General features: G+C 61.5%; 34 protein-coding genes, 1 tRNA gene and 1 pseudogene. 17 read left to right on the top strand and 19 right to left on the bottom strand.

Annotation, left to right across the window (positions count from 1 at the left end; all coding sequences use genetic code 11):
* Together JZZ72_RS21420 and JZZ72_RS21415 are read left to right on the top strand one after the other, a co-directional pair.
* Nucleotides 1-772: pseudogene (locus JZZ72_RS21420) on the top strand (hypothetical protein); the annotation flags it as partial.
* Nucleotides 773-861: 89 nt separating this feature from the next.
* Nucleotides 862-1,155, top strand: a complete 294-nt coding sequence (locus JZZ72_RS21415; RefSeq protein WP_210015112.1) for a hypothetical protein — start codon at nt 862-864, stop codon at nt 1,153-1,155.
* Nucleotides 1,156-1,159: 4 nt separating this feature from the next.
* Here JZZ72_RS21415 and JZZ72_RS27875 read toward each other — a convergent pair whose 3' ends face one another.
* A complete protein-coding gene (locus JZZ72_RS27875; protein ID WP_236066310.1) occupies nt 1,160-1,459 on the bottom strand; it encodes a hypothetical protein in 300 nt (99 codons plus the stop codon).
* Nucleotides 1,460-1,641: 182 nt separating this feature from the next.
* On the opposite strand from JZZ72_RS27875, the gene JZZ72_RS21410 reads away from it, so the two are divergent.
* The 9 genes from JZZ72_RS21410 to JZZ72_RS21375 are packed head-to-tail and all read left to right on the top strand — an operon-like array spanning nt 1,642 to nt 5,432.
* The gene (locus tag JZZ72_RS21410; RefSeq protein WP_210015111.1) at nt 1,642-1,959 is read left to right on the top strand and encodes a hypothetical protein; all 318 of its coding nucleotides are present in this window, start codon (nt 1,642-1,644) and stop codon (nt 1,957-1,959) included.
* Nucleotides 1,956-2,312: a hypothetical protein gene (locus JZZ72_RS21405; RefSeq protein WP_210015110.1), complete on the top strand. Its 357-nt coding sequence runs from the start codon at nt 1,956-1,958 to the stop codon at nt 2,310-2,312. Before JZZ72_RS21410 ends, JZZ72_RS21405 begins: the two co-directional genes overlap by 4 nt.
* Nucleotides 2,309-2,560 carry a hypothetical protein gene (locus JZZ72_RS21400; protein WP_210015109.1) on the top strand — a complete coding sequence of 84 codons (252 nt, stop codon included), beginning with the start codon at nt 2,309-2,311 and terminating at the stop codon, nt 2,558-2,560. Before JZZ72_RS21405 ends, JZZ72_RS21400 begins: the two co-directional genes overlap by 4 nt.
* A complete protein-coding gene (locus JZZ72_RS21395; protein ID WP_210015108.1) occupies nt 2,557-2,757 on the top strand; it encodes a hypothetical protein in 201 nt (66 codons plus the stop codon). Before JZZ72_RS21400 ends, JZZ72_RS21395 begins: the two co-directional genes overlap by 4 nt.
* Entirely contained in the window at nt 2,754-3,140 is a 387-nt protein-coding gene (locus JZZ72_RS21390; protein WP_210015107.1) for a phage protein NinX family protein, read from the top strand. The genes JZZ72_RS21395 and JZZ72_RS21390 overlap by 4 nt, the downstream gene beginning before the upstream one ends.
* Before the next feature lie 43 nt (nt 3,141-3,183).
* Nucleotides 3,184-3,417, top strand: a complete 234-nt coding sequence (locus tag JZZ72_RS21385; RefSeq protein WP_210015106.1) for a hypothetical protein — start codon at nt 3,184-3,186, stop codon at nt 3,415-3,417.
* A 50-nt stretch (nt 3,418-3,467) separates the two neighbouring features.
* Nucleotides 3,468-3,944, top strand: a complete 477-nt coding sequence (locus JZZ72_RS21380) for a hypothetical protein (RefSeq protein WP_210015105.1) — start codon at nt 3,468-3,470, stop codon at nt 3,942-3,944.
* A gap of 37 nt (nt 3,945-3,981) precedes the next feature.
* Complete coding sequence (locus tag JZZ72_RS28125) at nt 3,982-4,383, top strand: hypothetical protein (protein WP_328825176.1); 402 nt, start codon at nt 3,982-3,984, stop codon at nt 4,381-4,383.
* On the top strand, nt 4,269-5,432 hold the full coding sequence (locus JZZ72_RS21375; protein WP_229589452.1) for a tyrosine-type recombinase/integrase: 1,164 nt from the start codon (nt 4,269-4,271) through the stop codon (nt 5,430-5,432). Before JZZ72_RS28125 ends, JZZ72_RS21375 begins: the two co-directional genes overlap by 115 nt.
* Before the next feature lie 69 nt (nt 5,433-5,501).
* Here JZZ72_RS21375 and JZZ72_RS21370 read toward each other — a convergent pair.
* The 9 genes from JZZ72_RS21370 to thrS all read right to left on the bottom strand — a co-directional run bounded on the left by JZZ72_RS21370 (nt 5,502) and on the right by thrS (nt 12,977).
* Nucleotides 5,502-5,578 (bottom strand) — tRNA-Pro (locus tag JZZ72_RS21370).
* A gap of 106 nt (nt 5,579-5,684) precedes the next feature.
* Nucleotides 5,685-6,041 (bottom strand): MerR family transcriptional regulator, encoded by a 357-nt coding sequence (locus JZZ72_RS21365; RefSeq protein WP_043860798.1) that lies wholly within the window; start codon nt 6,039-6,041, stop codon nt 5,685-5,687.
* Nucleotides 6,022-6,324, bottom strand: a complete 303-nt coding sequence (gene ihfA, locus JZZ72_RS21360) for an integration host factor subunit alpha (protein WP_002553164.1) — start codon at nt 6,322-6,324, stop codon at nt 6,022-6,024. Before ihfA ends, JZZ72_RS21365 begins: the two co-directional genes overlap by 20 nt.
* Nucleotides 6,325-6,327: 3 nt before the next feature.
* Entirely contained in the window at nt 6,328-8,703 is a 2,376-nt protein-coding gene (pheT, locus tag JZZ72_RS21355) for a phenylalanine--tRNA ligase subunit beta (RefSeq protein ID WP_058541295.1), read from the bottom strand.
* A gap of 35 nt (nt 8,704-8,738) precedes the next feature.
* Entirely contained in the window at nt 8,739-9,755 is a 1,017-nt protein-coding gene (gene pheS / locus JZZ72_RS21350; RefSeq protein ID WP_054915262.1) for a phenylalanine--tRNA ligase subunit alpha, read from the bottom strand.
* A gap of 107 nt (nt 9,756-9,862) precedes the next feature.
* Nucleotides 9,863-10,219, bottom strand: coding sequence for a 50S ribosomal protein L20 (gene rplT / locus JZZ72_RS21345; protein WP_043860801.1), 357 nt, complete (start codon nt 10,217-10,219; stop codon nt 9,863-9,865).
* Between the two features lie 29 nt (nt 10,220-10,248).
* Nucleotides 10,249-10,443, bottom strand: a complete 195-nt coding sequence (gene rpmI, locus JZZ72_RS21340; protein ID WP_027620572.1) for a 50S ribosomal protein L35 — start codon at nt 10,441-10,443, stop codon at nt 10,249-10,251.
* Nucleotides 10,444-10,503: 60 nt separating this feature from the next.
* On the bottom strand, nt 10,504-11,055 hold the full coding sequence (gene infC / locus JZZ72_RS21335; RefSeq protein ID WP_173925091.1) for a translation initiation factor IF-3: 552 nt from the start codon (nt 11,053-11,055) through the stop codon (nt 10,504-10,506).
* On the bottom strand, nt 11,055-12,977 hold the full coding sequence (thrS, locus tag JZZ72_RS21330) for a threonine--tRNA ligase (protein WP_043860803.1): 1,923 nt from the start codon (nt 12,975-12,977) through the stop codon (nt 11,055-11,057). The genes infC and thrS overlap by 1 nt, the downstream gene beginning before the upstream one ends.
* A 370-nt stretch (nt 12,978-13,347) precedes the next feature.
* On the opposite strand from thrS, the gene JZZ72_RS21325 reads away from it, so the two are divergent.
* Both JZZ72_RS21325 and JZZ72_RS21320 read left to right on the top strand, forming a co-directional pair.
* Nucleotides 13,348-13,644 (top strand): hypothetical protein, encoded by a 297-nt coding sequence (locus tag JZZ72_RS21325; RefSeq protein WP_043860804.1) that lies wholly within the window; start codon nt 13,348-13,350, stop codon nt 13,642-13,644.
* Between the two features lie 163 nt (nt 13,645-13,807).
* A complete protein-coding gene (locus JZZ72_RS21320; RefSeq protein WP_003179963.1) occupies nt 13,808-14,020 on the top strand; it encodes a cold-shock protein in 213 nt (70 codons plus the stop codon).
* Between the two features lie 80 nt (nt 14,021-14,100).
* Here JZZ72_RS21320 and JZZ72_RS21315 read toward each other — a convergent pair whose 3' ends face one another.
* Both JZZ72_RS21315 and JZZ72_RS21310 read right to left on the bottom strand, forming a co-directional pair.
* Nucleotides 14,101-14,421 carry an I78 family peptidase inhibitor gene (locus JZZ72_RS21315; protein WP_043860805.1) on the bottom strand — a complete coding sequence of 107 codons (321 nt, stop codon included), beginning with the start codon at nt 14,419-14,421 and terminating at the stop codon, nt 14,101-14,103.
* Nucleotides 14,422-14,561: 140 nt separating this feature from the next.
* Nucleotides 14,562-14,864, bottom strand: a complete 303-nt coding sequence (locus JZZ72_RS21310; RefSeq protein ID WP_054915264.1) for a hypothetical protein — start codon at nt 14,862-14,864, stop codon at nt 14,562-14,564.
* Nucleotides 14,865-15,188: 324 nt separating this feature from the next.
* Here JZZ72_RS21310 and JZZ72_RS21305 point away from each other — a divergent pair, with 324 nt between their 5' ends.
* Nucleotides 15,189-15,419, top strand: coding sequence for a hypothetical protein (locus tag JZZ72_RS21305; RefSeq protein WP_043860807.1), 231 nt, complete (start codon nt 15,189-15,191; stop codon nt 15,417-15,419).
* Here JZZ72_RS21305 and JZZ72_RS21300 read toward each other — a convergent pair.
* From JZZ72_RS21300 to JZZ72_RS21270, 7 genes are read right to left on the bottom strand one after another with little or no spacing between them, the layout of a single operon-like run.
* On the bottom strand, nt 15,391-16,416 hold the full coding sequence (locus JZZ72_RS21300; protein ID WP_054915265.1) for a nucleoside hydrolase: 1,026 nt from the start codon (nt 16,414-16,416) through the stop codon (nt 15,391-15,393). The genes JZZ72_RS21305 and JZZ72_RS21300 overlap by 29 nt on opposite strands.
* A gap of 30 nt (nt 16,417-16,446) precedes the next feature.
* Nucleotides 16,447-16,851: a D-ribose pyranase gene (gene rbsD / locus JZZ72_RS21295; protein WP_043860809.1), complete on the bottom strand. Its 405-nt coding sequence runs from the start codon at nt 16,849-16,851 to the stop codon at nt 16,447-16,449.
* The gene (gene rbsK, locus JZZ72_RS21290; RefSeq protein ID WP_210015104.1) at nt 16,848-17,765 is read right to left on the bottom strand and encodes a ribokinase; all 918 of its coding nucleotides are present in this window, start codon (nt 17,763-17,765) and stop codon (nt 16,848-16,850) included. The genes rbsD and rbsK overlap by 4 nt, the downstream gene beginning before the upstream one ends.
* A 12-nt stretch (nt 17,766-17,777) precedes the next feature.
* Nucleotides 17,778-18,800, bottom strand: a complete 1,023-nt coding sequence (locus tag JZZ72_RS21285) for a LacI family DNA-binding transcriptional regulator (protein ID WP_043860811.1) — start codon at nt 18,798-18,800, stop codon at nt 17,778-17,780.
* A gap of 3 nt (nt 18,801-18,803) precedes the next feature.
* Nucleotides 18,804-19,799: an ABC transporter permease gene (locus tag JZZ72_RS21280; protein WP_054915267.1), complete on the bottom strand. Its 996-nt coding sequence runs from the start codon at nt 19,797-19,799 to the stop codon at nt 18,804-18,806.
* Nucleotides 19,796-21,346 carry a sugar ABC transporter ATP-binding protein gene (locus JZZ72_RS21275; protein WP_054915268.1) on the bottom strand — a complete coding sequence of 517 codons (1,551 nt, stop codon included), beginning with the start codon at nt 21,344-21,346 and terminating at the stop codon, nt 19,796-19,798. Before JZZ72_RS21275 ends, JZZ72_RS21280 begins: the two co-directional genes overlap by 4 nt.
* 46 nt (nt 21,347-21,392) lie before the next feature.
* A complete protein-coding gene (locus JZZ72_RS21270) occupies nt 21,393-22,349 on the bottom strand; it encodes a sugar ABC transporter substrate-binding protein (RefSeq protein WP_210015103.1) in 957 nt (318 codons plus the stop codon).
* Nucleotides 22,350-22,684: 335 nt separating this feature from the next.
* On the opposite strand from JZZ72_RS21270, the gene JZZ72_RS21265 reads away from it, so the two are divergent.
* The 3 genes from JZZ72_RS21265 to JZZ72_RS21255 all read left to right on the top strand — a co-directional run bounded on the left by JZZ72_RS21265 (nt 22,685) and on the right by JZZ72_RS21255 (nt 25,371).
* The gene (locus tag JZZ72_RS21265; protein WP_043860815.1) at nt 22,685-23,773 is read left to right on the top strand and encodes an asparaginase; all 1,089 of its coding nucleotides are present in this window, start codon (nt 22,685-22,687) and stop codon (nt 23,771-23,773) included.
* A gap of 197 nt (nt 23,774-23,970) precedes the next feature.
* Entirely contained in the window at nt 23,971-24,216 is a 246-nt protein-coding gene (locus JZZ72_RS21260; RefSeq protein WP_043860816.1) for a DUF1654 domain-containing protein, read from the top strand.
* 87 nt (nt 24,217-24,303) lie between these two features.
* The gene (locus tag JZZ72_RS21255; protein WP_088515221.1) at nt 24,304-25,371 is read left to right on the top strand and encodes an endonuclease/exonuclease/phosphatase family protein; all 1,068 of its coding nucleotides are present in this window, start codon (nt 24,304-24,306) and stop codon (nt 25,369-25,371) included.
* The last annotated feature ends 36 nt before the right edge of the window (nt 25,372-25,407 follow it).

The raw sequence follows: 25,407 nt of genomic DNA, 5'->3' as shown, positions 1-25,407 counted from the left end.
CGTGATGGGTGAGCACGACGAGGAGTGCGTCTTCCTCGATCCTGAAACCATGATGGTGCTCGCCACTGACGAGCAGCGCGAACTGCTCGTTCGGGATTGGAACCGACGCAAGAAATCAGCCGCCCAGCACCAGGGCGAGCCGGTGGCGTGGCGCGGAATCAATGAGCTCGGCGAAGTCGTCACCGAATGGATTGATGGGGTTCCCCCCGAGAGGATGGTGGACCTGCGCGGAAACCCGGGCAGTTTCGCCAAGATCGAACTGGCCTACAGCCACGTCGACGCTGGCGAGGTTGAGCAGGGCTACCCTAACTCCGTAGTGGAAGGGCTCGTGAACCGGCAAAACGAGCTGCGGGAAGAGCGCGACACCCTGCGCGCCCAACTGGCCGAGCGCGTGGCGGCCCTGGATGCCCTGACCGAAATTGCAACCGGGTATAAGCGCGACCTGTACGCGGCGCATGCGCTGCTGCGTGACGTACTGGAGAACCGCCACCTAACTCCAGGCTGGAATCAGCGCATGAAAGCCGTACTATCCGCCAGCGCAGAGCCGATCCCGTTCCCTGGCTATCCGCCCGTACCGGAAGATCGCAAGCTACCGGCAGAGCCGAGCGCGCCGGTTGAGCGGGATGAGCGGGCGGACTTTGAGGCGGATCAACTGAGCAAGGGCTTTGCCATCGACCTCCTTCCTGGGACCGTCGCAACCTACATGATCCCCGCTGTTCGTTTTGCGTGGGCCGGATGGCAGGCCCGCGCCGCCCTGGAGCGCAAGCCATAGCAGGAGAACATTTGTACTCCCCCGACGAACCGCCATCGACGGCTGAGCAATGCAGGAACAAAATACTGTTTATTTGAACAGTATTCTCTATGCACTTCCTCATCGTTCCAATGCGTGTGCGCGGCGTGCCACGCAGCCAGAAAGAGATCCGCGCCTTTAACCCGATACGTGGTGACGTGCACCTGCGCCTGGATGAGTTCGCGCCGCTTGGCCGGGCTTCGAACTCGGCGTCGCTACTGAACGTGCACCCCGGAAAACCCGACCTGCCGCCGCTGTATGAAGCCGTGATGACTGGAATGTCTACGCTGGGCGCGACGTTCACCGGAATCGAGATCATCGACGGTGTCGCCTACGCCCAGTCTTGGTGGGTTCGCATCCCTTGATGTTTCAGGCCTGTTTAGAGACTACTTGGGATAAGTGCTCAGGCTCCGCTGCAATGCGGCGAGCTCGGCCTACGCCCCATGCCAGGGCGCGTGTCATTGATTCTTGCGGGCGAGAATCATAGGCCTCTTCAATAATAGCCATGCCACTTGCGGCATACACGCCGATAAACATTTGTGTAGAGCCAGTCCTCGAAAGCCTCACTTGAACATCAATGGTGGTACCGCCATGAAGAGTTTCGTCGTGGGTTCGTGTGTGCAATTGAGGGTCTGCCCATGCCCAAAATTGCTCTCCTCTATTCCTCATAAAGCCTCCTGCTCGCAATTAGCGGAACTATTAGCGTAATAAAGTTGACGGTCTGTACCGCTCTCTGTTCCCCATTTTTAGGATCTAAAAGATAACTGGTCTTTAAACCTATACAGATTCGATACAAATAAATCATATGTATAACTTTTGTATAACCGCTACAAATCAGCGAGGACGAAGTCATGCCTACAGAAAAGCAATTGATCCAGCCGGCCCCCGTCACGCGCGACGAAAACGGGTGGTGGTGCCACCCTGGCATCCCTGGCTTTGGCGGAACGGAAGACCCGGCCCCCTTCAAGGCCTGGGCGGCTGAGCAAGGCCTGGAGCTGAAGACCTGGGATATGGATTCAGACCTGGTTGAGCATCCGTACTTCGACGGCGCCAGCCACTGCAACGGCTGGGAGCCTGAATCGCCCGGCCCTGAGTGGTTCCTGATGGGAATCTTCGACACGGAAGACGGCCCGCATGTGCAATGGGCGCGCCGCGAGGTAAAGCCATGAAGGCGCGGATCGAGAAGAAACTGAGCAAGCGCTTGCTGGAAATAGCCCCATCGCAGTTTCACGGCGCGTGGATCGATAAGGGCGAGCCGACTGAGTTGGCCTACGAGCAGGGGACGCGGGTCAGCCACATCTGGAGCGTGGGTGGCGGGGTGGACTACTGGGGTGAAGGTTGCGACGCCTATACCGTCTGGGAGATCTGGAAGATGAACTGGTGCTGGCATGGTCCTTTCGAGGCTTACCCCCAGGGACATCGCCATGAAGGCTACCCCAACACAGAGGGATTTCGGCCTACAACGATCAACCTGCTGAAGCTCGCGGCCAGCTGCGAGCGAATCAGCAAGGAGGCAGCATGACCCGCCTTGCCCTCTGCCTCCTGCTTCTGGCCACCGGCGCCAGAGCAACCGAGAACGTCATCGACGTGCAGCACGACAGCCAGCGCGGCGTCACCTGCTACCTGCTGAATGGGGTCGGCATCAGCTGCATCCCCGACAGCCAGCTGCAGGCCGGCAACGAGCGCCAGCTCTCCCCGCACGAAACGCAACCCGAACCTACACCCGCTCTGGCGCCGGGGCGCTGGGTTGATGAGAGGTACCAGCTGTGAGCAAGCCCGATTGGAAGGACGCCCCGCAATGGGCGGAATGGTTGGCCAGGGACAGCTTCGGCGAGTGGTATTGGTTCCAGGCGCTTCCTGACTGCCGACGAGTTCTGTGGCTCGCGGACTATGACACCGAGCACACCTTGGCTGGCAAGAGCGCTCCTGGTGGCGACTGGAAGGACTCTCTGGAGAAGCGACCATGACCGACCTGATCGAAGTGAAGGCGGCCGACCTGGTGGGCGAGCAACTGGCCTGGGCGGTCGCCAAGGCCGAGGGGCTGGATGTGCATGTGGCCAAGCCGCACTACGGCGCGCCGGCCAGGGTGTTCGTCCAGTACCGCGGCGAAGCAACCGAACGCTGCGAGCGGTACAACCCGCAAGAGAACTGGGTGCTTGGAGGGCCGCTGAAGACAAAGCATCAGATCGGCGATGGCCCAGTGCGGGGTGGCTGGACGGCCTACCCTAGCCGGCCGAATGAGCCCACCGACTGGCTGATGGGCCCGACTCCACTCGTCGCCATCTGCAGAGCCGTCATAACCAAAATCACCGGCTGGACAGTCCAGGTGCCGAAGGAGCTGATGCCATGATCGCCCTCGCCTATATGGCCTACCTGATCTACAGGGGGCCGCGATGAGCCGCTTTATTGCCGTTGTCCACGGCGGGCACGTTGAGAGCAAAGGCTTCGACGTCTATGAGCTGACCGCGAGGACTGCACGGGGTGCCGATGACGAAGCATGCCTGCTCGCAGCGCGCCGTGACGCCGCGTTCGACCGCACAGCCTATGTGGTGGTCGAGATCGACGACCGCGAGTGCCTGACCCGCCGCCTGACCTGGCGCGAACGCCTCACCGGCAAGATTCAGTAACCCTCCCCCTACAACTCAAGCCCGCCGACATGCGCGGGCGAGGATTCCCTATGTCCGCAATCAACCGATTCCATGAGGTCGCCAACGATGCGTTGGTGATGATCAGCAATCACTTGGCGCCCGAAGCCAAACTAACCATGGCGATATACAAGCCCGGCGAGCCAGAGCAAGACATCGTCCTGAAGGGGCCCGGCGTCGATGCCGACGAGGTCGTGAACACCCTGCGCCGGCGCGGGGGTCTGAGCCTCGATGGCGACAACGGCTACAAGAGCGGCTTATGCGACGTAATCGTGGGCGCCCTTTTCGTGGGCAAGCAGAACAACAACCAGACGCCGGCGGACCACTGGGCCAATCGGTTCTGGGATATCGGCCGGGCCGAAGGACAGCAGCGCGACGACTTGGTGCACGCCCTTGAGCACCTGGTTGCCGTGACCACCCCTGACGCCAATGGCCAGATTGGCGCCGAGGAAGAACACCTGGCCGCCCTCGAGCATGCACGCGCCATGATCCGATTGCATCGCGGCTAACGACAAACCTGCCGCCACCGGCGGCGTGGAGACACGCATGGCGAATGCCACAGCAGCAAAGCCCTCAAGCATTCAGCCGCGGTTCATCCGGTTCGGCGATGCGCCGGGGTATCTCGGTATGTGCCGGGATGAGTTCAATAAGACGGTCAGGCCGAATGTGCGGGAATTCCCCATCGGAAAACAGGGCGTGGCCTTCGACCGCCAGGAGCTTGATGAGTGGGCGGACGCCTACATCGAGGCCAAGGCGATTGAAAAAGCCACCGGACAGGACAACAATCGGCCCCGCAGCGAGCGCCGAGGAGATGATACATGGCGCGAAAAACGATCACCGGCCTCTACGAGAAGGGCGGTGTCTGGCAAATCGACAAAGTCTACAGAGGGGAGCGAATTCGAGAGAGTACTGGCACTGGTGACCGGGAAGAGGCAGAGCAGTACCTGATCCACAAGCTCGAGCAGCTACGTCAAAGGAAGGTGTATGGCGTTCGGCAAGTGCACACCTGGGAGGAGGCGGCAATGCGCTACCTCCTTGAGGTCAAGGATCAGCCCTCCATTCACCTGACTGCCCTGTGCATGAAGCAGCTTCACCCTTACCTGGGCCACCTGCCGCTGACGCACATCGATGACCAGGCGCTGGAGCCGTTCATCAGGGATCGGCAGACAGAAAAGGTTCTGCCGGATGGGACCATTGAAAAGGCCGTGAGCAACCGGACGATCAACATCGCCATCGAGCGCGCGGTCCGGGTTTTGACGCTCTGCGCCAGGAAGTGGCGAGACGATGATCGCCGGCCCTGGCTGGACAGTGTACCCATGCTCAGGAAGCTCGAAGAGAAGAAGTCGAGCCGCAAGCCCTACCCAATGTCATGGGAGGAGCAGTCGATCCTCTTCAACGAGTTGCCGGGCCATCTGCAAACGATGGCCCTGTTCAAGGTAAACACGGGCTGCCGGGAGCAAGAGGTGTGCAAGCTGAGGTGGGATTGGGAGATATCGGTGCCGGAACTCGGGACCAGTGTTTTCCTGATCCCCGCTGACTTCGGCGGGAGACACGCCCGGTCGGGCGTAAAGAATGGCGACGAGCGCCTGGTGGTGTTGAACACCGTGGCCAAGTCGATCATTGAAAGGCAGCGCGGGATCAGCAAGGAATGGGTATTCCCATACAACGGCACCGCGATGCACCGAATGAACGACTCGGCCTGGAAGAAGGCACGGGTGAGAGCGGCGAAACTCTGGCAGGAGGAAAACCTTCGCCCCGCTCACCCTGGATATGCCTCTATCAGGATTCACGACTTGAAGCACACATTCGGTCGCCGACTGCGGGCAGCAGGCGTTACTGAAGAGGATCGGAAGTCACTGCTCGGGCACAAGAACGGCAGCATCACCAGTCACTATTCCGGCGCTGAGCTGGGCAAGCTGATTGAGGCTGCAAACATGGTATCAACAACCGACTCGCGCGGGCCGGTGTTGACGATCTTGAAGAGGAAAATCGGATGATGTCCCGAAAAAGTCCCCACACGCATAAATGAAAAAGCCACCCGAAGGTGGCTAAGTCATTGAAATATATGGTCGGGACGGAGTGATTCGAACACTCGACCCCTTGCACCCCATGCAAGTGCGCTACCGGGCTGCGCTACGCCCCGACTGGGCTTGAAGCATGTTCCCCTTGTTGCTGAGAACGATGAAGAATTTACCTTAACCTTTTGAATTATGGAAGCTTTTTTTCCAAAATTCCTGAAACGGCTTCGGTCACTTCTTCAACACCACCAGCACATCCTCCAATTCGACAATCATCTGCCGAATCATCTGTTTGTACTGGGTCGTGTCATCCTTGGCTTCATCCCCCGACAGGCGCAACCGAGCACCGCCGATGGTGAAGCCCTGGTCGTACAACAGCGCCCGGATCTGCCGGATCATCAGCACGTCCTGGCGCTGATAATACCGGCGATTACCGCGGCGCTTCACCGGGTTAAGCTGGGGAAACTCCTGCTCCCAGTAACGGAGCACGTGCGGTTTTACCGCACAAAGCTCGCTCACTTCACCAATGGTGAAGTAGCGTTTGCCTGGAATCGGCGGAAGCTCGTCGTTATGACTTGGTTCCAGCATAGGCCTCAACTCGGGCTTTCAACTTCTGCCCTGGACGAAAGGTGACGACTCGACGCGCCGTGATCGGGATCTCTTCACCCGTTTTCGGGTTGCGGCCCGGCCGCTGGCGCTTGTCACGCAAGTCAAAGTTGCCGAAACCCGACAATTTGACCTGCTCGTTGTCTTCAAGAGCGTGCCTGATCTCTTCAAAAAACAGCTCGACCAATTCCTTGGCCTCGCGCTTGTTCAGGCCCAGCTCCTCGTACAGCCGTTCGGCCATCTCAGCTTTCGTCAGAGCACCCATACGCTATTTCCTTAACGTGGTGTTCAACCTTTGTTCAAGCGAGGTGAGAATGTTTTGCGTGGTGGCGTTCACCTCATCGTCGTTAAGAGTGCGCGATGGATGCTGCCAGGTCAAGCCGACGGCCAGGCTTTTTCTATCAGGATCAATACCTTTACCCTGATACACATCAAACAGCCTGAGGTCGGTGAGCCACTCGCCCGCGTTTTCACGGATTACATCCAGCACCGCGCTGGCCGCCACATCACGCCCTGCGATCAACGCCAGGTCACGGCGTACTTCGGGGAAGCGCGACAGTTCGTGGAACTTCGGCAGGCGCCCTTCCACTACATCCGCCAGCACCAGCTCGAACACATACACGGTGCGATCCAGGCCCAGGGTCTTGACCAGCTCGGGGTGCAAGGCGCCCAGGTAGCCGACTTCGACGCCGTCACGCTCGATGCGCGCGGTCTGGCCTGGGTGCAGCGCCGGGTGTTTGCCGGGCACGAAGGTGAAGTCGTCGAGCGAACCGGAGAAGCCCAGTACCGCTTCAACGTCGGCCTTCACATCGAAGAAGTCGATGGTGTCGCGGCCGTTGGCCCAGCCTTCCGGCAGGCGGCTCCCGCAGACCACACCAGCCAGCATCGGCTGTTGCTTGAGGTCGCCCAGCTGGCCGACGAAGCGCTGGCCGCTCTCGAACAGGCGCACACGGTCTTGCTGGCGGTTGAGGTTGTGCTGCAGTGCCTTGACCAGGCCCGGCCACAGGCTGACACGCATGGCCGCCATGTCGCTGGAAATCGGGTTGGCCAGCAGCAGCGGCTCTACGCCAGGGTTGAACAGCTCGAACTGCTTGGGGTCGATGAAGCTGTAGGTGATCGCTTCCTGGTAGCCACGGGCAACCAGCAGGCGACGCAGCGCAGGCAGTTCGCCACGCACTTCAGACCTGGCCTGCGGGGCCAGGCGCGCTTGCGGGTAACGGACCGGCAGGCGGTTGTAGCCGTACAGACGGGCCAGCTCTTCGATCAGGTCCACTTCCAGGCTGATGTCGAAGCGATGGCTGGGCACTTCGACCTGCCACTGCCCGGCCTCACCGCTGGTTTTCAGGCCCAGGCCGTTGAGCAGTTGCTCGACTTCGGCGCTGTCCATCTCCATGCCCAGCATCTGGGTGATGCGCTCGGCACGCAGGGTGACCGGGGCGATGTTGGGCAGGTGCTCTGGGCTGACGGTCTCGATGATCGGGCCGGCTTCGCCGCCTACGATATCCAGCAGCAGGCCAGTGGCGCGCTCCATGGCTTCGCGGGCCAGTTGCGAGTCGACGCCACGCTCGTAGCGGTGCGAGGCATCGGTGTGCAGGCCGTAGGAACGGGCCTTGCCAGCCACCGAGATCGGCTCGAAGAAGGCGCTTTCAAGGAAGATATCCTTGGTGGTGGCCGCAACGCCGCTATGCTCGCCACCCATCACGCCGGCAATGGCCAGGGCGCGATCGTGGTCGGCGATGACCAGCGTGTCGGCACGCAGGGCAACTTCCTGGCCATCGAGCAGGACGAGCTTCTCGCCCTCCTCGGCCATGCGCACCCGGATGCCACCGTTGATTTCAGCCAGGTCGAAGGCGTGCAGCGGCTGGCCCAGCTCGATCATCACGTAGTTGGTGATGTCGACGGCAGCATCGATGCTGCGCACGTCACTGCGGCGCAGACGCTCGACCATCCACAGCGGGGTCGGGCGTGACAGGTCGACGTTACGGATAACGCGGCCCAGATAACGCGGGCACGCGGCCGGCGCCAGTACGTCTACCGGGCGCACGTCGTCGATGCCTGGCGCAATGGCCGGCACGGTCGGGCGGGTGACCGGGGCGCCGTACAGGGCGCCGACTTCACGGGCGAGGCCGGCCAGGGACAGGCAGTCGCCGCGGTTCGGGGTCAGGTCGACCTCGATGCTGGCATCGTCCAGGTCCAGATACACGCGGATGTCCTGGCCAACCGGGGCGTCTGCCGCCAGTTCCAGCAGGCCGTCGTTCTCTTCGCTGATCTGCAGTTCGGCGGCCGAGCACAGCATGCCGTTGGACTCGACGCCACGCAGCTTGGCCTTCTTGATCTTGAAGTCGCCTGGCAGTTCGGCGCCGATCATGGCGAACGGGATCTTCAGGCCAGGGCGCACATTCGGCGCGCCGCACACTACCTGGAAGGTCTCGCTGCCATTGCTGACCTGGCACACGCGCAGCTTGTCGGCGTCGGGGTGCTGCTCGGTGCTCAGGACCTCGCCCACCACGATGCCGCTGAATTGACCGGCGGCCGGGGTTACGCTGTCGACCTCAAGACCGGCCATGGACAGACGTGCCACCAGCTCGTCACGGGATACCTGCGGGTTGACCCAACCGCGCAGCCACTTTTCACTGAATTTCATCCTGCTCTCCTAAAGATTCGTTACGGGTGCGCGACCTAGCGAAATTGCGCAAGGAACCGCAAGTCGTTGTCGAAGAACAGGCGCAAATCGTTGACGCCGTAACGCAGCATGGCCAGGCGCTCGGCCCCCATGCCAAATGCGAAGCCCGAGAACTCTTCGGGGTCGATACCAGACATGCGCAGCACGTTCGGGTGCACCATGCCGCAGCCCATGACTTCGAGCCAACCGGTCTGCTTGCACACACGGCAGCCCTTGCCGCTGCACATCACGCACTGGATATCGACTTCAGCCGAAGGCTCGGTGAAGGGGAAGAACGACGGACGGAAACGTACCGCCAGCTCTTTTTCGAAGAACACGCGCAGGAATTCTTCGATGGTGCCTTTGAGGTCGGCAAAATTGATGTCGCGATCGATCAGCAGGCCTTCGACCTGGTGAAACATCGGCGAGTGGGTAATGTCCGAGTCGTTGCGGTACACGCGACCCGGGCAGACAATGCGAATCGGCGGCTGAGTGGACTCCATGGTCCGCACTTGCACCGGCGAGGTGTGGGTGCGCAGCAGCATGTTGGCATTGAAGTAGAAGGTGTCATGCATTGCCCGGGCCGGGTGGTGGCCGGGAATGTTGAGCGCTTCGAAGTTGTGGTAGTCGTCTTCGACTTCCGGGCCTTCGGCGATGCCGTAGCCGATATGGGTGAAGAACTGCTCGATGCGTTCGAGGGTACGGGTGACAGGGTGCAAACCACCGGAGGTCTGGCCACGGCCAGGCAAGGTGACGTCAATGCACTCGGCAGCCAGGCGAGCGCTGAGCTCGGCTTCTTCATAGGCGGCTTTGCGGGCGTTGAGCACCTCGGTAACGCGTTCCTTGGCTTCGTTGATCAGCGCGCCGACTTTGGGCCGCTCTTCAGCCGGCAGGTTGCCCAGGGTCTTCATCACCTGAGTCAGTTCGCCTTTCTTGCCAAGGAATTGAACCCGGATCTGCTCCAGGGCATTGATGTCTTCAGCGCGCTCCACAGCCTCGAGGGCTTGGGAGACCAACGCATCCAGGTTTTCCATGTACAGACTCCAGATACAAAATAGGGGAAGAGCTTACAGGCTCTTCCCCTATCTATGACGTTTAACATCCGCCGCCGACATCGACGGCGAATGATTGTCGTGGGTACTTAAGCCAGAACGGCTTTAGCCTTTTCGACAATCGCAGCAAACGCCGCTTTTTCGTTCACTGCCAGATCAGCCAGAACTTTGCGGTCGATTTCGATCGACGCTTTTTTCAGGCCAGCGATCAGGCGGCTGTAGGACAGACCGTTGACGCGAGCACCAGCGTTGATACGAGCGATCCACAGAGCGCGGAACTGACGTTTTTTCTGGCGACGGTCGCGGTAGGCGTATTGGCCTGCCTTGATGACCGCTTGCTTGGCAACACGGAATACGCGCGAGCGAGCGCCGTAGTAACCTTTAGCCAGTTTCAGAATTTTCTTGTGACGCTTACGAGCGATGACGCCACGCTTTACACGAGCCATGAGTAATTTCCTCTATCTATAACCAAAAATTAACGAAGGCGCAGCATGCGCTCGACTTTTGCAACGTCCGACGCGTGCAGCAGGCTGCTACCGCGAAGTTGACGCTTACGCTTGGTCGACATTTTGGTCAGGATGTGGCTCTTGAAAGCGTGTTTGTGCTTGATGCCGTTAGCCGTTTTCAAGAAACGCTTGGCTGCACCGCTTTTGGTTTTCATTTTTGGCATGTTCGGATACTCCGCATTCAGTTGATAAACATAACCGCAAGGCCTGCCGTGCCCTGGTGGTTATTTCTTTTTCTTGGGGGCGATGACCATCAAAAGCTGGCGTCCTTCCATCTTAGGATGCTGTTCGACGGTCCCGTATTCGGCAAGATCAGCTTCGATCCGCTTCAACAGTTCCATACCCAGCTCCTGGTGGGCCATCTCACGACCACGGAATCTCAGAGAGATTTTGGTCTTGTCCCCATCAGTAAGGAAACGTACCAGGTTGCGTAGTTTTACCTGGTAATCCCCTTCCTCCGTCCCTGGACGAAACTTGATTTCTTTGATCTGGATGATCTTCTGGTTCTTCTTCGCCGCAGCCTGCTGCTTTTTCTTCTCGAACAGGCTTTTGCCGTAGTCGAGGACTTTGCAGACAGGCGGAACGGCGTCAGCAGAAATTTCTACCAGGTCCAGTTTCGCTTCTTCAGCGATACGAAGCGCTTCTTCAATCGAGACGATGCCCAACTGCTCGCCGTCAGCGCCAATTAACCGAACCTCACGTGCCGAGATATTCTCGTTGATCGGGGCTTTCGGTGCAGCTCGTTTATCTTGTCTCATATCACGCTTAATAGTAATTACTCCGAATCTTGGCGACCACGCCGGGAAACCGCTTGCGCGAGCAGGTCCGCAAATTGGGCGACGGGCATGGAGCCCAGGTCAGCACCTTCGCGGGTACGCACAGCGACAGTTTGCGTTTCGACTTCCCGATCCCCGATAACCAGGAGATAGGGAACCTTGAGCAAGGTATGCTCGCGGATTTTAAAGCCGATTTTCTCATTTCTCAAGTCGGACTTGGCACGGAAGCCGCTTTCGGCCAGAGTTTTTTCCACTTTCTGGGCGAAATCCGCTTGTTTGTCGGTGATATTCATGATCACCGCCTGCGTAGGCGCCAGCCAGGCTGGGAATGCACCTTCGTAGTGCTCGATGAGAATTCCGACGAAACGCTCGAACGAACCGAGGATCGCACGGTGCAGCATTACTGGATGCTTGCGGCCGTTGTCTTCGGAGACGTATTCGGCGCCCAGACGGATCGGCAGGTTGAAGTCGAGCTGCAGGGTACCACACTGCCACACACGGCCAAGGCAATCCTTCAGCGAGAATTCGATTTTCGGGCCGTAGAACGCCCCTTCACCCGGCTGCAGGTCGTACGGCAGGCCGGCGCTGTCGAGCGCGGCGGCCAGTGCGCCTTCGGCACGGTCCCACAGGTCGTCGGAACCCACGCGCTTTTCAGGGCGCGTCGAGAGCTTGAGCTCGATGTCCTTGAAGCCGAAGTCCTTGTACACGTCCAGGGTCAGCTTGATGAACGCGGCGGACTCGGACTGCATCTGTTCTTCGGTGCAGAAGATGTGCGCATCGTCCTGCACGAAGCCGCGCACACGCATGATGCCGTGCAGGGCGCCCGAAGGCTCGTTGCGATGGCAAGCGCCGAACTCGGCCAGACGCAGCGGCAGCTCGCGGTAGCTCTTCAGGCCCTGGTTGAACACCTGTACGTGGCACGGGCAGTTCATCGGCTTGATGGCGTAGTCGCGGTTCTCGGACTGGGTGGTGAACATGTTGTCACCGTAGTTGGCCCAGTGCCCGGACTTCTCCCACAGCGTGCGGTCGACCACTTGCGGGGTCTTGATTTCCAGGTAGCCGTTGTCGCGTTGCACCTTGCGCATGTACTGCTCGAGCACCTGGTACAGGGTCCAGCCATTGGGGTGCCAGAACACCATGCCCGGCGCTTCTTCCTGGAGGTGGAACAGGTTCAGGCGCTTGCCGATCTTGCGGTGGTCGCGTTTCTCGGCCTCTTCGATGCGCTGGATGTAGGCGGCCAGCTGCTTCTTGTCAGCCCAGGCCGTGCCGTACACACGTTGCAGTTGCTCGTTCTTGGCGTCGCCGCGCCAGTAGGCACCGGACAGCTTGGTCAGCTTGAACGACTTGAGAAAGCGCGTATTGGGCACGTGCGGGCCGCGGCACATGTCGACGTATTCTTCATGGAAGTACAGGCCCATGGCCTGTTCGTTCGGCATGTCTTCGACCAGGCGCAGCTTGTAGTCTTCGCCACGGGCCTTGAACAGCTCGATCACCTCGGCGCGCGGGGTGACCTTCTTGATGACGTCGTAGTCCTTCTCGATCAGCTGCTGCATGCGCTGTTCGATCGCCGCCAGGTCTTCCGGGGTGAAGGGACGCTCATACGCGATGTCGTAGTAGAAGCCCTCGTCGATGACCGGGCCGATCACCATCTTGGCGGTCGGGTACAGCTGCTTGACGGCATGACCGACCAGGTGAGCGCAGGAGTGACGGATGATCTCCAGCCCCTCTTCGTCCTTGGGCGTGATGATTTGCAGGCTGGCGTCCTGCTCGATCAGGTCGCACGCGTCGACCAGCTTGCCGTCGACCTTGCCGGCCACGGTGGCCTTGGCCAGGCCTGCACCAATGGATGCGGCGACCTCGGCTACGGTTACGGCCTTGTCGAACGAACGTTGACTGCCATCGGGAAGAGTAATAGTGGGCATGGCGCCTCCTCTCCTAGTGGTGACCCCTACCAAAGGTCACGTGGGTTGGGATGAGCCAGTACGCGATTCGACCCTGTCTTTGCAATGCAAAGCCTGCCTCACAGTGGCAGAAGCCCAAGGGCCTGCCAGGGTACGAACCAGAGTGACTGGATACATATATATAGAAAGATTTGAGCGGCAAGACGAATCGGCCAAATCCTGAGCCAGGCATGCTAGCACAAAGCTTTCGGCGCGTAGGGCCATGGGCCGGGGATATGCAGAAATATTCTGAAATTAGACCGATGCGGTGAACTTGAGCGGTTTTTTTCCGCTCAGAGATTAGGAAGCGACCTACTCTAGATACACCCGACCTAATAAAGGAGTGACCGGTATGCGACTTCATTCTCTTCTGGCCTTGGCGGCCACTGGTGCCCTGCTGCTGCCGCTTGGCGCCAACGCAGGCACTGTTCCACCAGGCTACCTGACGTCCTGCGTGGCCACCGCCTCTGCCCAGCCGGGCATGACGAAACAATCCGCCGAAAAGCACTGCAGCTGCAGCGTGAATGTGATCGAAAAAAACTTTTCGGACGCAGAGATCAAAGAGCTCAACAGCACTGACGGCGTAGACCAGAAGCTCATAGACAAGGCAACCCAGCTGGTTACGAAGGCCTGCAAGCCCCAGAAATAAGGGCGCAGGCCATACAAAACTCAGTTAATTTGCGCCAGATCAGCATTCGGCACACGTAAAAGTCACCACAAGCGCAAAATTAGACTATGATGCCTCTGTGCACCTTGTTGGCCTCGGCGACACCGCACTACTGAAAAACATCATGTTTCCTGGAGATACACCCATGTCCAATCGCCAAACCGGCACCGTCAAATGGTTCAACGATGAAAAAGGCTTCGGCTTCATCACTCCACAAGGTGGCGGCGACGACCTGTTCGTACACTTCAAGGCCATCGAGTCTGACGGCTTCAAGAGCCTGAAAGAAGGCCAGACCGTCTCCTTCGTTGCCGAAAAAGGCCAGAAGGGCATGCAGGCTGCACAAGTTCGTCCAGAGTAAGTTCTGACGAATTAAAAAACCCGTCCTTGGACGGGTTTTTTTGTGCCTGCCGTTTATGCAACGGCAGGCCCGGGGCGGAATCAGCCGCAGTTGACCCGGGTGACCACGCCCTTGTCGTCGGCGTTGAGGTTCAAGCGCTCGGAACGGTACTCCAGGGTGATCATGTCGGTCGGCTTGAGCACGCGGGCGATCTGCGCCCCGCTCGCCTTGCGCGCCTGCTCCAGCAGCTCGGGGGTTGCCGGCTTGCCGACGGTGAATGCGGCGTTGCTGGCATCGCAGCGACCATCGAGGTTCGGTGCTGCCGCTACCTCTGGCGCCTTGGACGATGAGCCATCGGTACTGCAACCTGCCAGAACCACGGCTGCCAACAGGCTCGCCAATGTTGCACGCGTGCGGAACATGAATCCTCCTTTCAAATACTGGAATGCTGTCTGATACGACAGTTTTAAGCACTTTTGGTTGCAAAAACGTCCCAGTCTGCCTGAGACGTGCTCGTCAGGGAAACCTCAATCGTGACCGGATTTTGCCTGAGCGCAGCGGTTCAGTAGATATCGATGTAGTCGCTGGCGGGCTTGGGCCAGTTGCTGGCCAGCACGTTGTACACCTGCATGACCCAGCGTTCGTCGTCGGCGGCAACAGGGCCCACGCAGCCCGAGCCGGCGGCCCAGGTCTCGAGGCGAAACAGCAGGCCATCGAGCTCGCGCCCGCCGGTAATCTGCGACAGGTAGGCAATGCCGCCGCGGGTGACGCGCAACTGGTTGTGGATTCGGTCGTTGCCTTCGGCCAGCAGCTGGCGCACCTGCTGGGGGGTGAGCTGCTCGGGGGTGTTCAAGTCGATCTGCACGGGGTGTCCTCGGGCGTGCGCGGTGGCTGTGGGGTGCAGGGTACATCAGGCGGACTCTGTACGCCCTCTTCGCTGGCAAGCCAGCTCCACGGCTACCGCGCCGACCCAAGTGCCAACGAAGAATCGGTACAGACGTCACGAATAGGCGAACCCAACCACCATTTAGTTTGCCTAGCCCCGCTGCTTATGCATAAGTAGCAGTGCCGGCCCTGTTGCAACATGTTTAACTTGTACCAGTTGGCGGAGCGCAATCATGCCCCCGCTGTAGACGCCAGGGCCCGGCATCTGCACCAAACAGCACGCGTATTTTCGATCGAGACCCCCATGAATAGCCCCACCCTGGACACCAACATCAAGGTCACATGGCCTGACGGCCATCGTTCCTACAGCCCCGGCACCACCGAAGAGCTGTTCATCATCGCCGCCGACCTGCTGCTTCAAGACCTCGGCCACGAAGCTGCCCGCACCTTCGTCGACCAGGTGTTCGAACGCCACTGGCCCGCGACCGAACACCAGCCCACACCCATTACTGCAATCGAGCAAGACGCTCGCTGAGCAAATCGAAAAAGCCCTGGGCATCGCCGCTCTCGATCCACATCACATTGGCCGGTAGCTCGAGCGTGCCGTACCAGTCCGCAATGGTCTGACCAAAGGTCGGGCCTTCGCGGCTATCCACGCTCATGTGAATCTGCCGGCCACTGAACAGCTCGGGCTTGAGCAGGTAGGCAATCACGCTGGCATCGTGCACCGGCCCACCCGGCAGGCCGTAGTGCGCCATATCCCCCTTGACGTAAGCATCCAGAATATCGCCCACCAGCTTGCTGGCGTGGTTGTTCAACCCGCGAATCTGCTTCAGGCGCGCTTCGCTGGTGAGTACCTTGTGGGTCACGTCCAGCGGCAGGTAGGTGAGCTTGACCCCGCTGCGCAACACGACCTCTGCCGCCTGTGGGTCGGCGTACAGGTTGAACTCGGCCACCGGGGTGATATTGCCGCCATTGAAGTGGGCACCGCCCATCACCACCACTTCCTTGATGCCCTTGACGATCTGCGGGGCCTGAATCAGCGCCAGTGCCAGGTTGGTCTGCGGGCCGAGCATGGCAAGGGTGATGCTGTTGGGTTCAGCGCCACCGAGGGTGTCGATCAGGTACTGCACCGCGCTGCCCTGGGCCAGGCCCTTTTTCGGCTCGTGCACCGCCACGCCAGGCAAGCCCTCCTCGCCATGGATGTTCTCGGCATAGATCGGCGTGCGCACCAGCGGCGTGGGCGCGCCGGCGTACACCGGCACCTCTTCGCGCCCCGCCCACTCCCGGGCCAGCCGTGCGTTGCGCGAGGTCTTGTCGAGTCGCACATTACCGGCCACGGTGGTAATGGCGCGCACCTTCAGTTCCTCTGGCGACGCCAGGGCGAACAACAACGCCACCACGTCATCCGCGCCGGGGTCGGTATCGATGATCAGGTCGCGGGGCGCGGCCAGCACGGCAGTACTCGACAGGGCAGACATAAGCACTAAACCTCGTAGCAAACGTTTGGCTTTTTGGACACGTTCAGGCATTGGGCACTCCTTGTGCTCAGGGGACAACAGTCAAAAGGTCACGCCCGCCACCAGCGCGATGTTGGTATAGGGCTGGCATTCGCCGGTGCGCACGATGGCCCTGGCCTGCGCACCGAGCTGCTTGAACGCCGCATGGCTCATCAAATGGCGCGCGCCCAGCTCGCCGCGGGCATGCAGCAGCTCGATGCCTGCCAGGGCCGGCGGCCTGTGTTGCAGGGTCTCGTCGGCCAGCACGTGGCTTTCGACCTGCATTTCGGCCAGCACCGTGTGCAAGGTACTGATGAAATCCGGTATGCCGGGCGTCAGTGCAAGGTCGATCAGCTCGACACCGGCAGGCACGGGCAGGCCGGCGTCGCCGATCAGCACCACATCGCCATGCCCCAGCGACGCGATCAGGCGCGACAGGGCGATATTGAGCAACGGAGTCTTCTTCATGGCGTGCTCCCCTGCAGTTCGCTCAGATACGGAATGGAGGGCTGGGCACCGGCGCGGGTGACCGAAATGGCGGCGGCCTGCTGGCCGAAGGCAATGGCCTCGCGCTCCGACCTGCCAGCGGCCAACGCAGCGGCAAAGCCACCGACGAAGGTATCCCCGGCCGCCGTGGTGTCCAGTGGCTGCACCCGCGTCGCCGGAAAATGCGCAAAACCCTGGCCATCGGCGAACAGAGCGCCTTGCGCGCCCAGGGTGACGATCACCTTGCCCACCCCCAGCGCCAGCAGTCGGCTGGCGGCTGCCTGCGCCTCCTGCAGCGAAGCCACCGGCAGCCCGGTCAGGGCGCTGGCCTCGCTCTCGTTGGGGATCAGGTAGTCGATGTTGGCAAACCAGTCAGCCGGCAGCGGCCCGGTGGCCGGTGCCGGGTTGAGGATCACGGTCTTGCCCAGCGCCCGGCCACGGGCCAGGGTATGTGCCACGGTGGCCTGCGGTACTTCGAGCTGACAGATGATCACATCGGCAGCCTGCAGCAGGCGGTCCAGGCGCTGTACCGATGCCGGCAGCAAGTGCCCGTTGCCACCGGCCACGATGACGATGGCGTTCTGGCTGCTGGCATCCACCACGATCAGTGCCACACCACTGGAAACACCCGCCACCGTGTCCACGCCCTGGCAATCGATGCCCTCGTCGAGCAGCGCGTGACGCAACTGCGCACCGTAGGCGTCCTCCCCCACACAGCCGATCATTGCCACCGCTGCCCCCAACCGCGCAGCTGCTACCGCCTGGTTGGCGCCCTTGCCGCCCGGCACGGTGCCGAACCACTCGCCGGCCAGGGTTTCCCCCGCCTGCGGCAGGCGCTCGGCGCGGGTCACCAGGTCCATGTTCAGGCTGCCTACCACCACTACATTCGCTTGCATGGCATGTCGGTCCTAGCGGTAATCATTGAAGAGGTCGGGACGCGGCCCGGTGGACTCGCGCAGCACGATGCTCGGCGCGACGATGCGCTGCTCCACCCCACTGCGCTGCGGCTCACCGATACGCCGCAGCAACAGTTCGGACGCCATCTCGCCCAGCTCGCGGATCGACTGCCCTACCGTGGTCAGCGCAGGGTAGACGTACTGGCTCATCTGGATATCGTCGAAACCGATCACCGACAGTTCGCTCGGCACGCAGATGTTGCGCTCGGCCGCGGCACGCAGCACGCCCATGCCGATCATGTCGTTGGCCGCGAAGATCGCGGTCGGGCGGTCGTGGCCCAGCAGTTGCGCTGCGGCGCCATAGCCGCCCAGGCTGGTAAAGTCGCTATCCACCACGCGGCCCTCGCGCAGGGGCACCCCGGCCTGGGCCAGTGCCCGGTGAAAGCCGGCCAGGCGCATCTTGGCCACGCTGGTGTGTGCCGGGCCGTTGATGCAGGCGATGTCCTGGTGCCCCAGCTCCAGCAGGTGCCGGGTGGCCAGGTAGGCCCCCTGCTCGTGGTCGATGCGCACCAGGTCGGCGTCGACGCCCGCCAGCGCGCGGTCGACGATCACCATGGGCGTGCGCACGCTGGCCAGGCTGTCGAGCAGGTCGGCCTCCTCGCCCACCGAGGCCACGATCAGACCATCGATGCGTTTCTCCAGCAGCACGCGCAGGTAGCTGCGCTGCTTGCGCGGGTCGTCGTCGGAGTTGCACAGGATCACGCAGTAGCCATTGCGCTCGCAGCCATCCTCGATGCCCCGCGCCAGTTCGGCGAAATACGGGTTGACGCTGTTGGGCACCAGCAGGCCGATGGTGGCCGTGCAGCGCGCCTTGAGCGAGCGCGCCACCGCACTGGGCACGTAGTCCAGCTCGGCAATCGCCGCCTCTACCTTGCGCCGCACCGGTTCGCTCACCGGGCGGGTCTTGTTCAGCACGTGGGAAACGGTGGTATAGGAAATACCCGCCAGCGCCGCTACATCTTTGATGGTTGCCATTGTTCAGGTCCGCCGGCGCGCGCGCCGGCTGCGGTAAGTGTCGAGAACCACGGCGATCACGATGACCGCCCCGGTGATGATGCGTTTGGTCGGCTCGCTGGCGCCGATCTGCGCCAGCCCTGCGGCCAGCACCGAAATGATCAGCACACCGAAGAAGGTGCTGATGACCGAACCGCGACCGCCCATCAGGCTGGTGCCGCCGATCACCACGGCGGCAATCACCTGCAGCTCCAACCCGGAGCCGGCGTTGGGGTCGGCGGCCTCCAGCCGCGAGATCTGGAACAGCGCCGCCAGGCCGGCCAGCAGGCCCATCAGCGAGAACACCAGGATCTTGTACGGGCGCGGATCGATGCCGGCCAGGCGCACGGCCTCTTCGTTGGTGCCGATGCCGATCAGGTAACGGCCGAACACGGTGCGGGTCAGTACCAGTTGCGCCACCACGATCACCAGCAAGGCGATGATGAAGGCCGGCGAAATGCCGAAGGCCACCGGCTCCGACAGCCAGGCAAAGGCATCACCGATGTACGCGGTGCGCGAGTCGGTGAGCTGGTAGGCCACGCCACGCGCCATTTCCAGCACACCCAGCGAGACGATGAACGAAGGGATGCGCCAGGCCACGGTGATCGAGCCGGTAAGGGTCCCGGCCAGTGCCGCGCACCCCATGCCGAGCAGTGCCGCCGGCAGCACGCTCCAGCCCCAGCCCAGAATCGCCACGCTGACCGCCGACGCGGCCAGGGCCAGTACCGAGCCCACCGACAGGTCGATGCCGCCGATGATCAGCACGAAGGTCATGCCCACCGCCAGCACCATCAGGTCGGGGATCTGGTTGGCCAGGGTGCTGAAGGTGCCGTACGACAGAAAGTGGCTGCTCAGCAACGAGAACAGCACCACCATCGCCAGCAACGCACCGGCCAGGCCCAGGTAGGTCCCCAGGCCGAGGTAGGTACCGCTGCGCCGGGCCGGTGGGCCAGGCGGTGTGTCTATCGGGGAGGTGTTCATGCGGGGTTCCTGGGCACTGCGTCTTGCAGCAGCGCGTCACGTTTCTGATAGCCGGCAAAGGCGGCGGCCAGTAGCTGGTCCTGGCTCCAGTGCTCACGCTCGAAGGTTTCAATCAGGCGCCCTGCCGAAAGCACGCCGATGCGATCGCAGATCAGCATCAGTTCGCGCAGGTCGCTGGACACCACCAGCAGCGCCTTGCCCTGGCGGGTCAGCTCGGCGAGCAGCCCATAGATGTCGAACTTGGCGCCCACATCGATACCGCGCGTGGGCTCGTCGAACAGCAGCACGGCGCAGTCGCGCTCCAGCCAGCGGCCGATCACCACCTTCTGCTGGTTGCCACCCGACAGCTCGCCCACCGTTTGTGCGGGCCCGGCGCTGCGGATGCGCATGGCCTGGATCTGGCGCTCGGCCAGGGCACGCTCGGCAGCACCGTCCACCAGGCCCGCGCGTGAGATCGCCGGCATGTTGCCCAACGCCAGGTTGGCACTGACCGACTGCGACAACAGCAGGCCTTCGCCCTTGCGGTCTTCGGTAATCAGGGCCACGCCGTGGCGCACTGCAGCCATGGGCGAATCGATGCGCACCGGGCGCAGCGGGCTGCCCAGCTCGATGCTGCCACTGTCGGCCGTGTCGGCACCGAAGATCAGGCGCAGCAGCTCGGTACGCCCGGCACCGATAAGCCCGGAGATGCCGAAGATTTCGCCGCTGCGCACCTCGAACGAGACGTCCTGCACCTTGTCGCCCCGGCCCAGGCCGCTGACACGCAGTACCGGCTCGCCGATCGTGCGGCGCCCCAGGTCGATATGCTCGCCCAGCTCGCGCCCCACCATCAGGTTGACCAGTTGCTCGCTGCTGTAGCGCTGCATCGGTTCCACGCACACCAGCTTGCCGTCGCGCAGCACGGCAATGCGCTGGGCGATGCGCTTGAGCTCTTCGAGGCGGTGGGAAATGTAGATGATCGACACACCCCGTTGCTGCAGGCGCTCGATCTGGCGGAACAGCAGCTCCACCTCGCGTGCGGTGAGCATCGCGGTGGGCTCGTCGAGAATCAGCACATGGCAGTCGCCGATCAGGTTGCGGGCGATCTCCACCATCTGCTGATGGCCGATACCCAGCTCGCCGACCAGCGTATCGGGGTCGATCGCTTCGAGCCCCACCTGCGCCATTGCCGCGGTCGCCAGTTGGCGCAGGCGCGTGCGATTGACCCAGCCGGCGCGGCTGGGCAGGTTGTGCAGAAACAGGTTCTCGGCCACGCTCAGGGTCGGCAGCAGGTTGAGCTCCTGCATCACCATGCGCACGCCCAGGCGCTCGGCCGCGGTGCGGCTGGCGGGCTGATACACCTGGCCCTGGTAGAACATCTGCCCGGTGGTGGGGGTTTCGAGCCCGCCGATGATCTTCGACAGGGTGCTCTTGCCCGCACCGTTCTCGCCAGTCAGGGCCAGCACTTCGCCGCGCAGCAGGGACAGTTCGATATCGCCCAGCACGGGCTGGGCGTAGGTCTTGCCGATTGCACTGACCGACAACACGACATCCGCAGTCGCCGACATAAGGTATTCTCCTGGCGCCCGCACCACGGCAGGCACCGTCAGCGGGCTAGGGCTGCTTGACCAGCTCGACCGGGGTCTGGATGACGTTGTCGGCATCCACGTCCGGCTTCTCGCCGCGCAGCATCTTCAGGGCCGCCTCAATACCGAACACCGCCTGCTTGGCGGCGTATTGATCGGCCGTGGCCAGCACGCGACCGTCGCGCAGCATCGGCTGGATCGCCTTGATGTTGTCGTAGCCCACCACCTGCACCGCACCGACCTTGCCTGCCGCGCGCACCGCCGACACCGCGCCGAGCGCCATGCTGTCGTTGCCGGCCAGCAGCGCCTTGAGGTCGGGGTATTCGTTGAGCATGGCCGAGGCCACGGCATTGCCCTTGTCGATCTCCCAGTTGCCCGATTGCACCGAGACGATCTTGATCTTGGCTGCCTCCATGGCGTCCTTGAAACCGGCGGTACGCTGCTGGGCGTTGGTGGTGGTCGGCACGCCCTCGATGATGCCGACCTGATCGCCCACGCTCAGGCGGGTGGCCAGGTACTCGCCCACCAGGCGCGCGCCCTTGCGGTTGTCGGGGCCCACGAAAGGCACGCTGAGGTTCTTGCTCTTGAGTACACCCGGGTCGAGGCGGTTGTCGATGTTGACCACGGTGATCCCCGCGTCCATGGCCTTCTTGACCACTGGCACCAGGGCCTTGGAATCGGCCGGGGCAATCACCAGCGCGTTGACGCCGGAGACGATCATCTGCTCGACGATGCGGATCTGGTTGCTGGTATCGGACTCGTCCTTTATGCCATTGGATACCAGGTCGAACTCGCCTGCGTGGTCTCTCTGGTAGGCCTTGGCGCCGTCTTCCATGGTGAGGAAGAACTCGTTGGCCAGCGACTTCATCACCAGGGCCACCTTGGGCTTGGCGGTGTCGGCATGGGCGTGGCTGAAGGGTACGGCGGTGGCGAGGGTGGCCAGCATGGCAACGGCCAGCAGGCGTCCAGCGAAGGGCAGCGTCATGGGTTCACTCCGAATCTTATGATTTTTGTCGGGTCGCAAACGTTTGCGGTTAACAACTATGGAAACGCTACCGGGTTTTGTCAAATCTGCCGACCGCCCTTCATGGCCCCAATAGTGCCGGGAATTATCCTTAAAATCTTCGGAAAACCGAACATCTGGCACCGCAATAATTCGGGTTTCCGAAAGCAGTGCCGGGCAGCACGGGGCATAAGCCCAAATAAATTTCTTATAAATCAATGAATTGACGTCAACGCTCAGTTAATTGGGCAACTGGTACGCTTTCTGCTGAACTTGTGTGGGCAACACAGCAATTTCACTCATAAGGAACAATAACGATGAAAGCTGCGCTTCACTCCTTCGCTCCGGCCGCCCTGGCCCTGTTCATGTTCTTCCCTGCTGGCGCCTACGCCAAGGAAGCCGAAACCCAACAGAAACTCGCCAACGTGGTTATCCTCGCCACCGGCGGCACCATTGCCGGTGCTGGTGCCAGCGCCGCCAACAGCGCTACCTATCAAGCCGCCAAGGTGGGCGTCGACAAGCTGATTGCCGGTGTTCCGGAGCTGGCCAACCTGGCCAACGTACGCGGCGAGCAGGTGATGCAGATCGCCTCCGAAAGCATCACCAACGAAAACCTGCTGCAACTGGGCAAGCGCGTTGCCGAGCTGGCCGACAGCAAGGACGTGGACGGCATCGTGATCACCCACGGTACCGACACCCTCGAAGAGACCGCCTACTTCCTCAACCTGGTGGAAAAGACCGACAAGCCGATCGTGGTCGTGGGCTCCATGCGCCCCGGTACCGCAATGTCGGCTGACGGCATGCTCAACCTGTACAACGCCGTGGCCGTGGCCAGCGACAAGCAATCGCGCGGTAAGGGCGTGCTGGTGACCATGAACGACGAGATCCAGTCCGGTCGCGACGTGAGCAAGTCGATCAACATCAAGACCGAAGCGTTCAAGAGCGCCTGGGGCCCGATGGGCATGGTCGTGGAAGGCAAGTCGTACTGGTTCCGCCTGCCGGCCAAGCGCCACACGATGGATTCGGAATTCGACATCAAGACCATCAGCAGCCTGCCTGCCGTGGACATCGCCTACAGCTACGGCAACGTCAGCGACACCGCCTACAAGGCCCTGGCGCAAAATGGCGCCAAGGCCATCATCCATGCCGGTACCGGCAACGGTTCGGTGTCCTCGCGCGTAGTGCCGGCCCTGCAGGAACTGCGCAAGAACGGCGTGCAGATCATCCGTTCGTCCCACGTCAACCAGGGCGGGTTCGTGCTGCGCAACGCCGAGCAGCCTGACGACAAGAACGACTGGGTAGTGGCGCACGACCTGAACCCGCAAAAAGCGCGCATCCTGGCCATGGTCGCCCTGACCAAGACCCAGGACAGCAAAGAGCTGCAGCGCATCTTCTGGGAATACTGAGTGCAGTAGCCCGGCAGGCCGCCCTTCCTACAGCGGGGCGGCCTAACCTCTTGTAACCTCGCCACTTTTATTTTGCCCACGGTGCAGCAAAGCCTGCGCCGTGTGGTCACATGGGTTCTTTGAGCGACACGCAGTTGCGAAAAACCTTACAGTAAAATACTGTATGCGCATACAGCAAAAATAAGGAACCTGTACCTGTGGCCACCTCCTCTGCCGCCAAGCCCGTCAGCAGCTACGAGCAACTGGGCATCCGCATTCAGAAAATTATCAACTCGCCAACCGCGCAGAAGTCCCGCGCGGCGCTGATCTTTCGCCTGGAGCACGAGTCGCCTGCCGACTGGGAGACCCTGCTCGAGGAAATCGCCGAAAACGACAACGTCACCCTGGCCTACCGGGATGACGGCGGCGTGCAGATTTTCTGGGTTGTGCCCAAGGAAGACTGAAGCCGTCGCCAGGCGCTGCCCGCCCACCCTGCTCCGACTTGTCGCCCTTCTGGGCGATGGTGTTATCCGTAGAATCTGGAAGTAATGATGTTCAAGAATCTTGCAGCTGCAGTGATGCTGCTGATGTTGTTGTGTGGCCAGGTGTTTGCTGAAACGCGTATCGGCACCTGGAACCTGGAACACCTGAGCGACCGCCCCAACAAGGACTTCAAGGCCATTGCCAAGGTCGCCAAAAATGTGGATTTTCTGGCTGTGCAGGAGCTGATGAGCGAAGCGGCCCTGGACAAGCTGGCCAGGGAACTCAGCCGCCAGAGCGGCGAGCCCTGGAGCCACATGGCCTCCGATGCGGTAGGCAGGTCTTCGTACAAGGAAATGTATGGTTTCGTGTGGAAGGACAGCAAGGTCGCCTATGAAGACGGTGCGGTGTCCTACCTGGACCGCAAGAAGATCTTCGAGCGCGAGCCCTACTCCGCGCGCTTCAAGTCACTCACCGACAATGCCTATTTCGTGGTGGCCACGGTGCATATCGTGTACGGGAAAAAGCCGTCTGACCGGGTCGCGGAAATCGATGCGCTGTCGAGCTACTGGACCTGGCTGAAGGAAGTCTACCCCGGCAACAATCACATCCTGCTGATGGGCGACTTCAACATGCCGCCCACTTCGCCTGCCTGGAAGTCGCTCAATGCCGCCGCCAGACCACTGGTGGTCGCAGGCGCCAGCACGCTGTCCACAACCGACGGCAAATTCGCCAACCTTTACGACAATATCTTCGTCAGCCATTCCTCGCCGCTGAAGGTCAACAGCGTGGGCGTGTACGACTACCCGAAACACCTGGGCATGACTCACCAGCAAGGCCGGGCGAACATCTCCGATCACGCGCCGATATTCCTGCGTGCAGAGCTGGGGCAAGGCAAGGGCACGGCCACGACCGCCGCTTCACCGGCAAGACCCGCCGCACCCGCCAAAACCAAGGCTGCAACTGTGGCCGACGCCACCGGGCAAGTGCGCGGCAACCGGGCCAAGAAGCGCTACCACCGCCCGGACTGCCCGTCGTACAACAGCATTGCCGAAAAGAATCGGGTCGAGTTCAGCAGCGAATCTGCCGCCCAGGCAGAGGGCTACAGCATCGCCGGCAACTGCCAGAAGGCCAGCTGAGGGGATAACGGTGCAGCCTTGACGCCAAGGCTGCAC

Origin of the sequence: Pseudomonas palmensis (genome assembly GCF_017848315.1) — a bacterium.
GTDB lineage: Bacteria > Pseudomonadota > Gammaproteobacteria > Pseudomonadales > Pseudomonadaceae > Aquipseudomonas > Aquipseudomonas palmensis.
This window is presented reverse-complemented; position numbering and strand designations above follow the sequence as displayed.

Excerpts from the sequence above, each read along its gene's own strand:
- JZZ72_RS21415 (WP_210015112.1), top strand. The coding sequence starts at position 862 with ATGCACTTCCTCATCGTTCCAATGCGTGTGCGCGGCGTGCCACGCAGC.
- JZZ72_RS27875 (WP_236066310.1), bottom strand. The coding sequence starts at position 1,459 with ATGAGGAATAGAGGAGAGCAATTTTGGGCATGGGCAGACCCTCAATTG.
- JZZ72_RS21410 (WP_210015111.1), top strand. The coding sequence starts at position 1,642 with ATGCCTACAGAAAAGCAATTGATCCAGCCGGCCCCCGTCACGCGCGAC.
- JZZ72_RS21405 (WP_210015110.1), top strand. The coding sequence starts at position 1,956 with ATGAAGGCGCGGATCGAGAAGAAACTGAGCAAGCGCTTGCTGGAAATA.
- JZZ72_RS21400 (WP_210015109.1), top strand. The coding sequence starts at position 2,309 with ATGACCCGCCTTGCCCTCTGCCTCCTGCTTCTGGCCACCGGCGCCAGA.
- JZZ72_RS21390 (WP_210015107.1), top strand. The coding sequence starts at position 2,754 with ATGACCGACCTGATCGAAGTGAAGGCGGCCGACCTGGTGGGCGAGCAA.
- JZZ72_RS21385 (WP_210015106.1), top strand. The coding sequence starts at position 3,184 with ATGAGCCGCTTTATTGCCGTTGTCCACGGCGGGCACGTTGAGAGCAAA.
- JZZ72_RS21380 (WP_210015105.1), top strand. The coding sequence starts at position 3,468 with ATGTCCGCAATCAACCGATTCCATGAGGTCGCCAACGATGCGTTGGTG.
- JZZ72_RS28125 (WP_328825176.1), top strand. The coding sequence starts at position 3,982 with ATGGCGAATGCCACAGCAGCAAAGCCCTCAAGCATTCAGCCGCGGTTC.
- JZZ72_RS21365 (WP_043860798.1), bottom strand. The coding sequence starts at position 6,041 with ATGCTGGAACCAAGTCATAACGACGAGCTTCCGCCGATTCCAGGCAAA.
- ihfA (WP_002553164.1), bottom strand. The coding sequence starts at position 6,324 with ATGGGTGCTCTGACGAAAGCTGAGATGGCCGAACGGCTGTACGAGGAG.
- pheT (WP_058541295.1), bottom strand. The coding sequence starts at position 8,703 with ATGAAATTCAGTGAAAAGTGGCTGCGCGGTTGGGTCAACCCGCAGGTA.
- pheS (WP_054915262.1), bottom strand. The coding sequence starts at position 9,755 with ATGGAAAACCTGGATGCGTTGGTCTCCCAAGCCCTCGAGGCTGTGGAG.
- rplT (WP_043860801.1), bottom strand. The coding sequence starts at position 10,219 with ATGGCTCGTGTAAAGCGTGGCGTCATCGCTCGTAAGCGTCACAAGAAA.
- rpmI (WP_027620572.1), bottom strand. The coding sequence starts at position 10,443 with ATGCCAAAAATGAAAACCAAAAGCGGTGCAGCCAAGCGTTTCTTGAAA.
- thrS (WP_043860803.1), bottom strand. The coding sequence starts at position 12,977 with ATGCCCACTATTACTCTTCCCGATGGCAGTCAACGTTCGTTCGACAAG.
- JZZ72_RS21325 (WP_043860804.1), top strand. The coding sequence starts at position 13,348 with ATGCGACTTCATTCTCTTCTGGCCTTGGCGGCCACTGGTGCCCTGCTG.
- JZZ72_RS21320 (WP_003179963.1), top strand. The coding sequence starts at position 13,808 with ATGTCCAATCGCCAAACCGGCACCGTCAAATGGTTCAACGATGAAAAA.
- JZZ72_RS21315 (WP_043860805.1), bottom strand. The coding sequence starts at position 14,421 with ATGTTCCGCACGCGTGCAACATTGGCGAGCCTGTTGGCAGCCGTGGTT.
- JZZ72_RS21305 (WP_043860807.1), top strand. The coding sequence starts at position 15,189 with ATGAATAGCCCCACCCTGGACACCAACATCAAGGTCACATGGCCTGAC.
- JZZ72_RS21300 (WP_054915265.1), bottom strand. The coding sequence starts at position 16,416 with ATGCCTGAACGTGTCCAAAAAGCCAAACGTTTGCTACGAGGTTTAGTG.
- rbsD (WP_043860809.1), bottom strand. The coding sequence starts at position 16,851 with ATGAAGAAGACTCCGTTGCTCAATATCGCCCTGTCGCGCCTGATCGCG.
- rbsK (WP_210015104.1), bottom strand. The coding sequence starts at position 17,765 with ATGCAAGCGAATGTAGTGGTGGTAGGCAGCCTGAACATGGACCTGGTG.
- JZZ72_RS21285 (WP_043860811.1), bottom strand. The coding sequence starts at position 18,800 with ATGGCAACCATCAAAGATGTAGCGGCGCTGGCGGGTATTTCCTATACC.
- JZZ72_RS21280 (WP_054915267.1), bottom strand. The coding sequence starts at position 19,799 with ATGAACACCTCCCCGATAGACACACCGCCTGGCCCACCGGCCCGGCGC.
- JZZ72_RS21275 (WP_054915268.1), bottom strand. The coding sequence starts at position 21,346 with ATGTCGGCGACTGCGGATGTCGTGTTGTCGGTCAGTGCAATCGGCAAG.
- JZZ72_RS21270 (WP_210015103.1), bottom strand. The coding sequence starts at position 22,349 with ATGACGCTGCCCTTCGCTGGACGCCTGCTGGCCGTTGCCATGCTGGCC.
- JZZ72_RS21265 (WP_043860815.1), top strand. The coding sequence starts at position 22,685 with ATGAAAGCTGCGCTTCACTCCTTCGCTCCGGCCGCCCTGGCCCTGTTC.
- JZZ72_RS21255 (WP_088515221.1), top strand. The coding sequence starts at position 24,304 with ATGTTCAAGAATCTTGCAGCTGCAGTGATGCTGCTGATGTTGTTGTGT.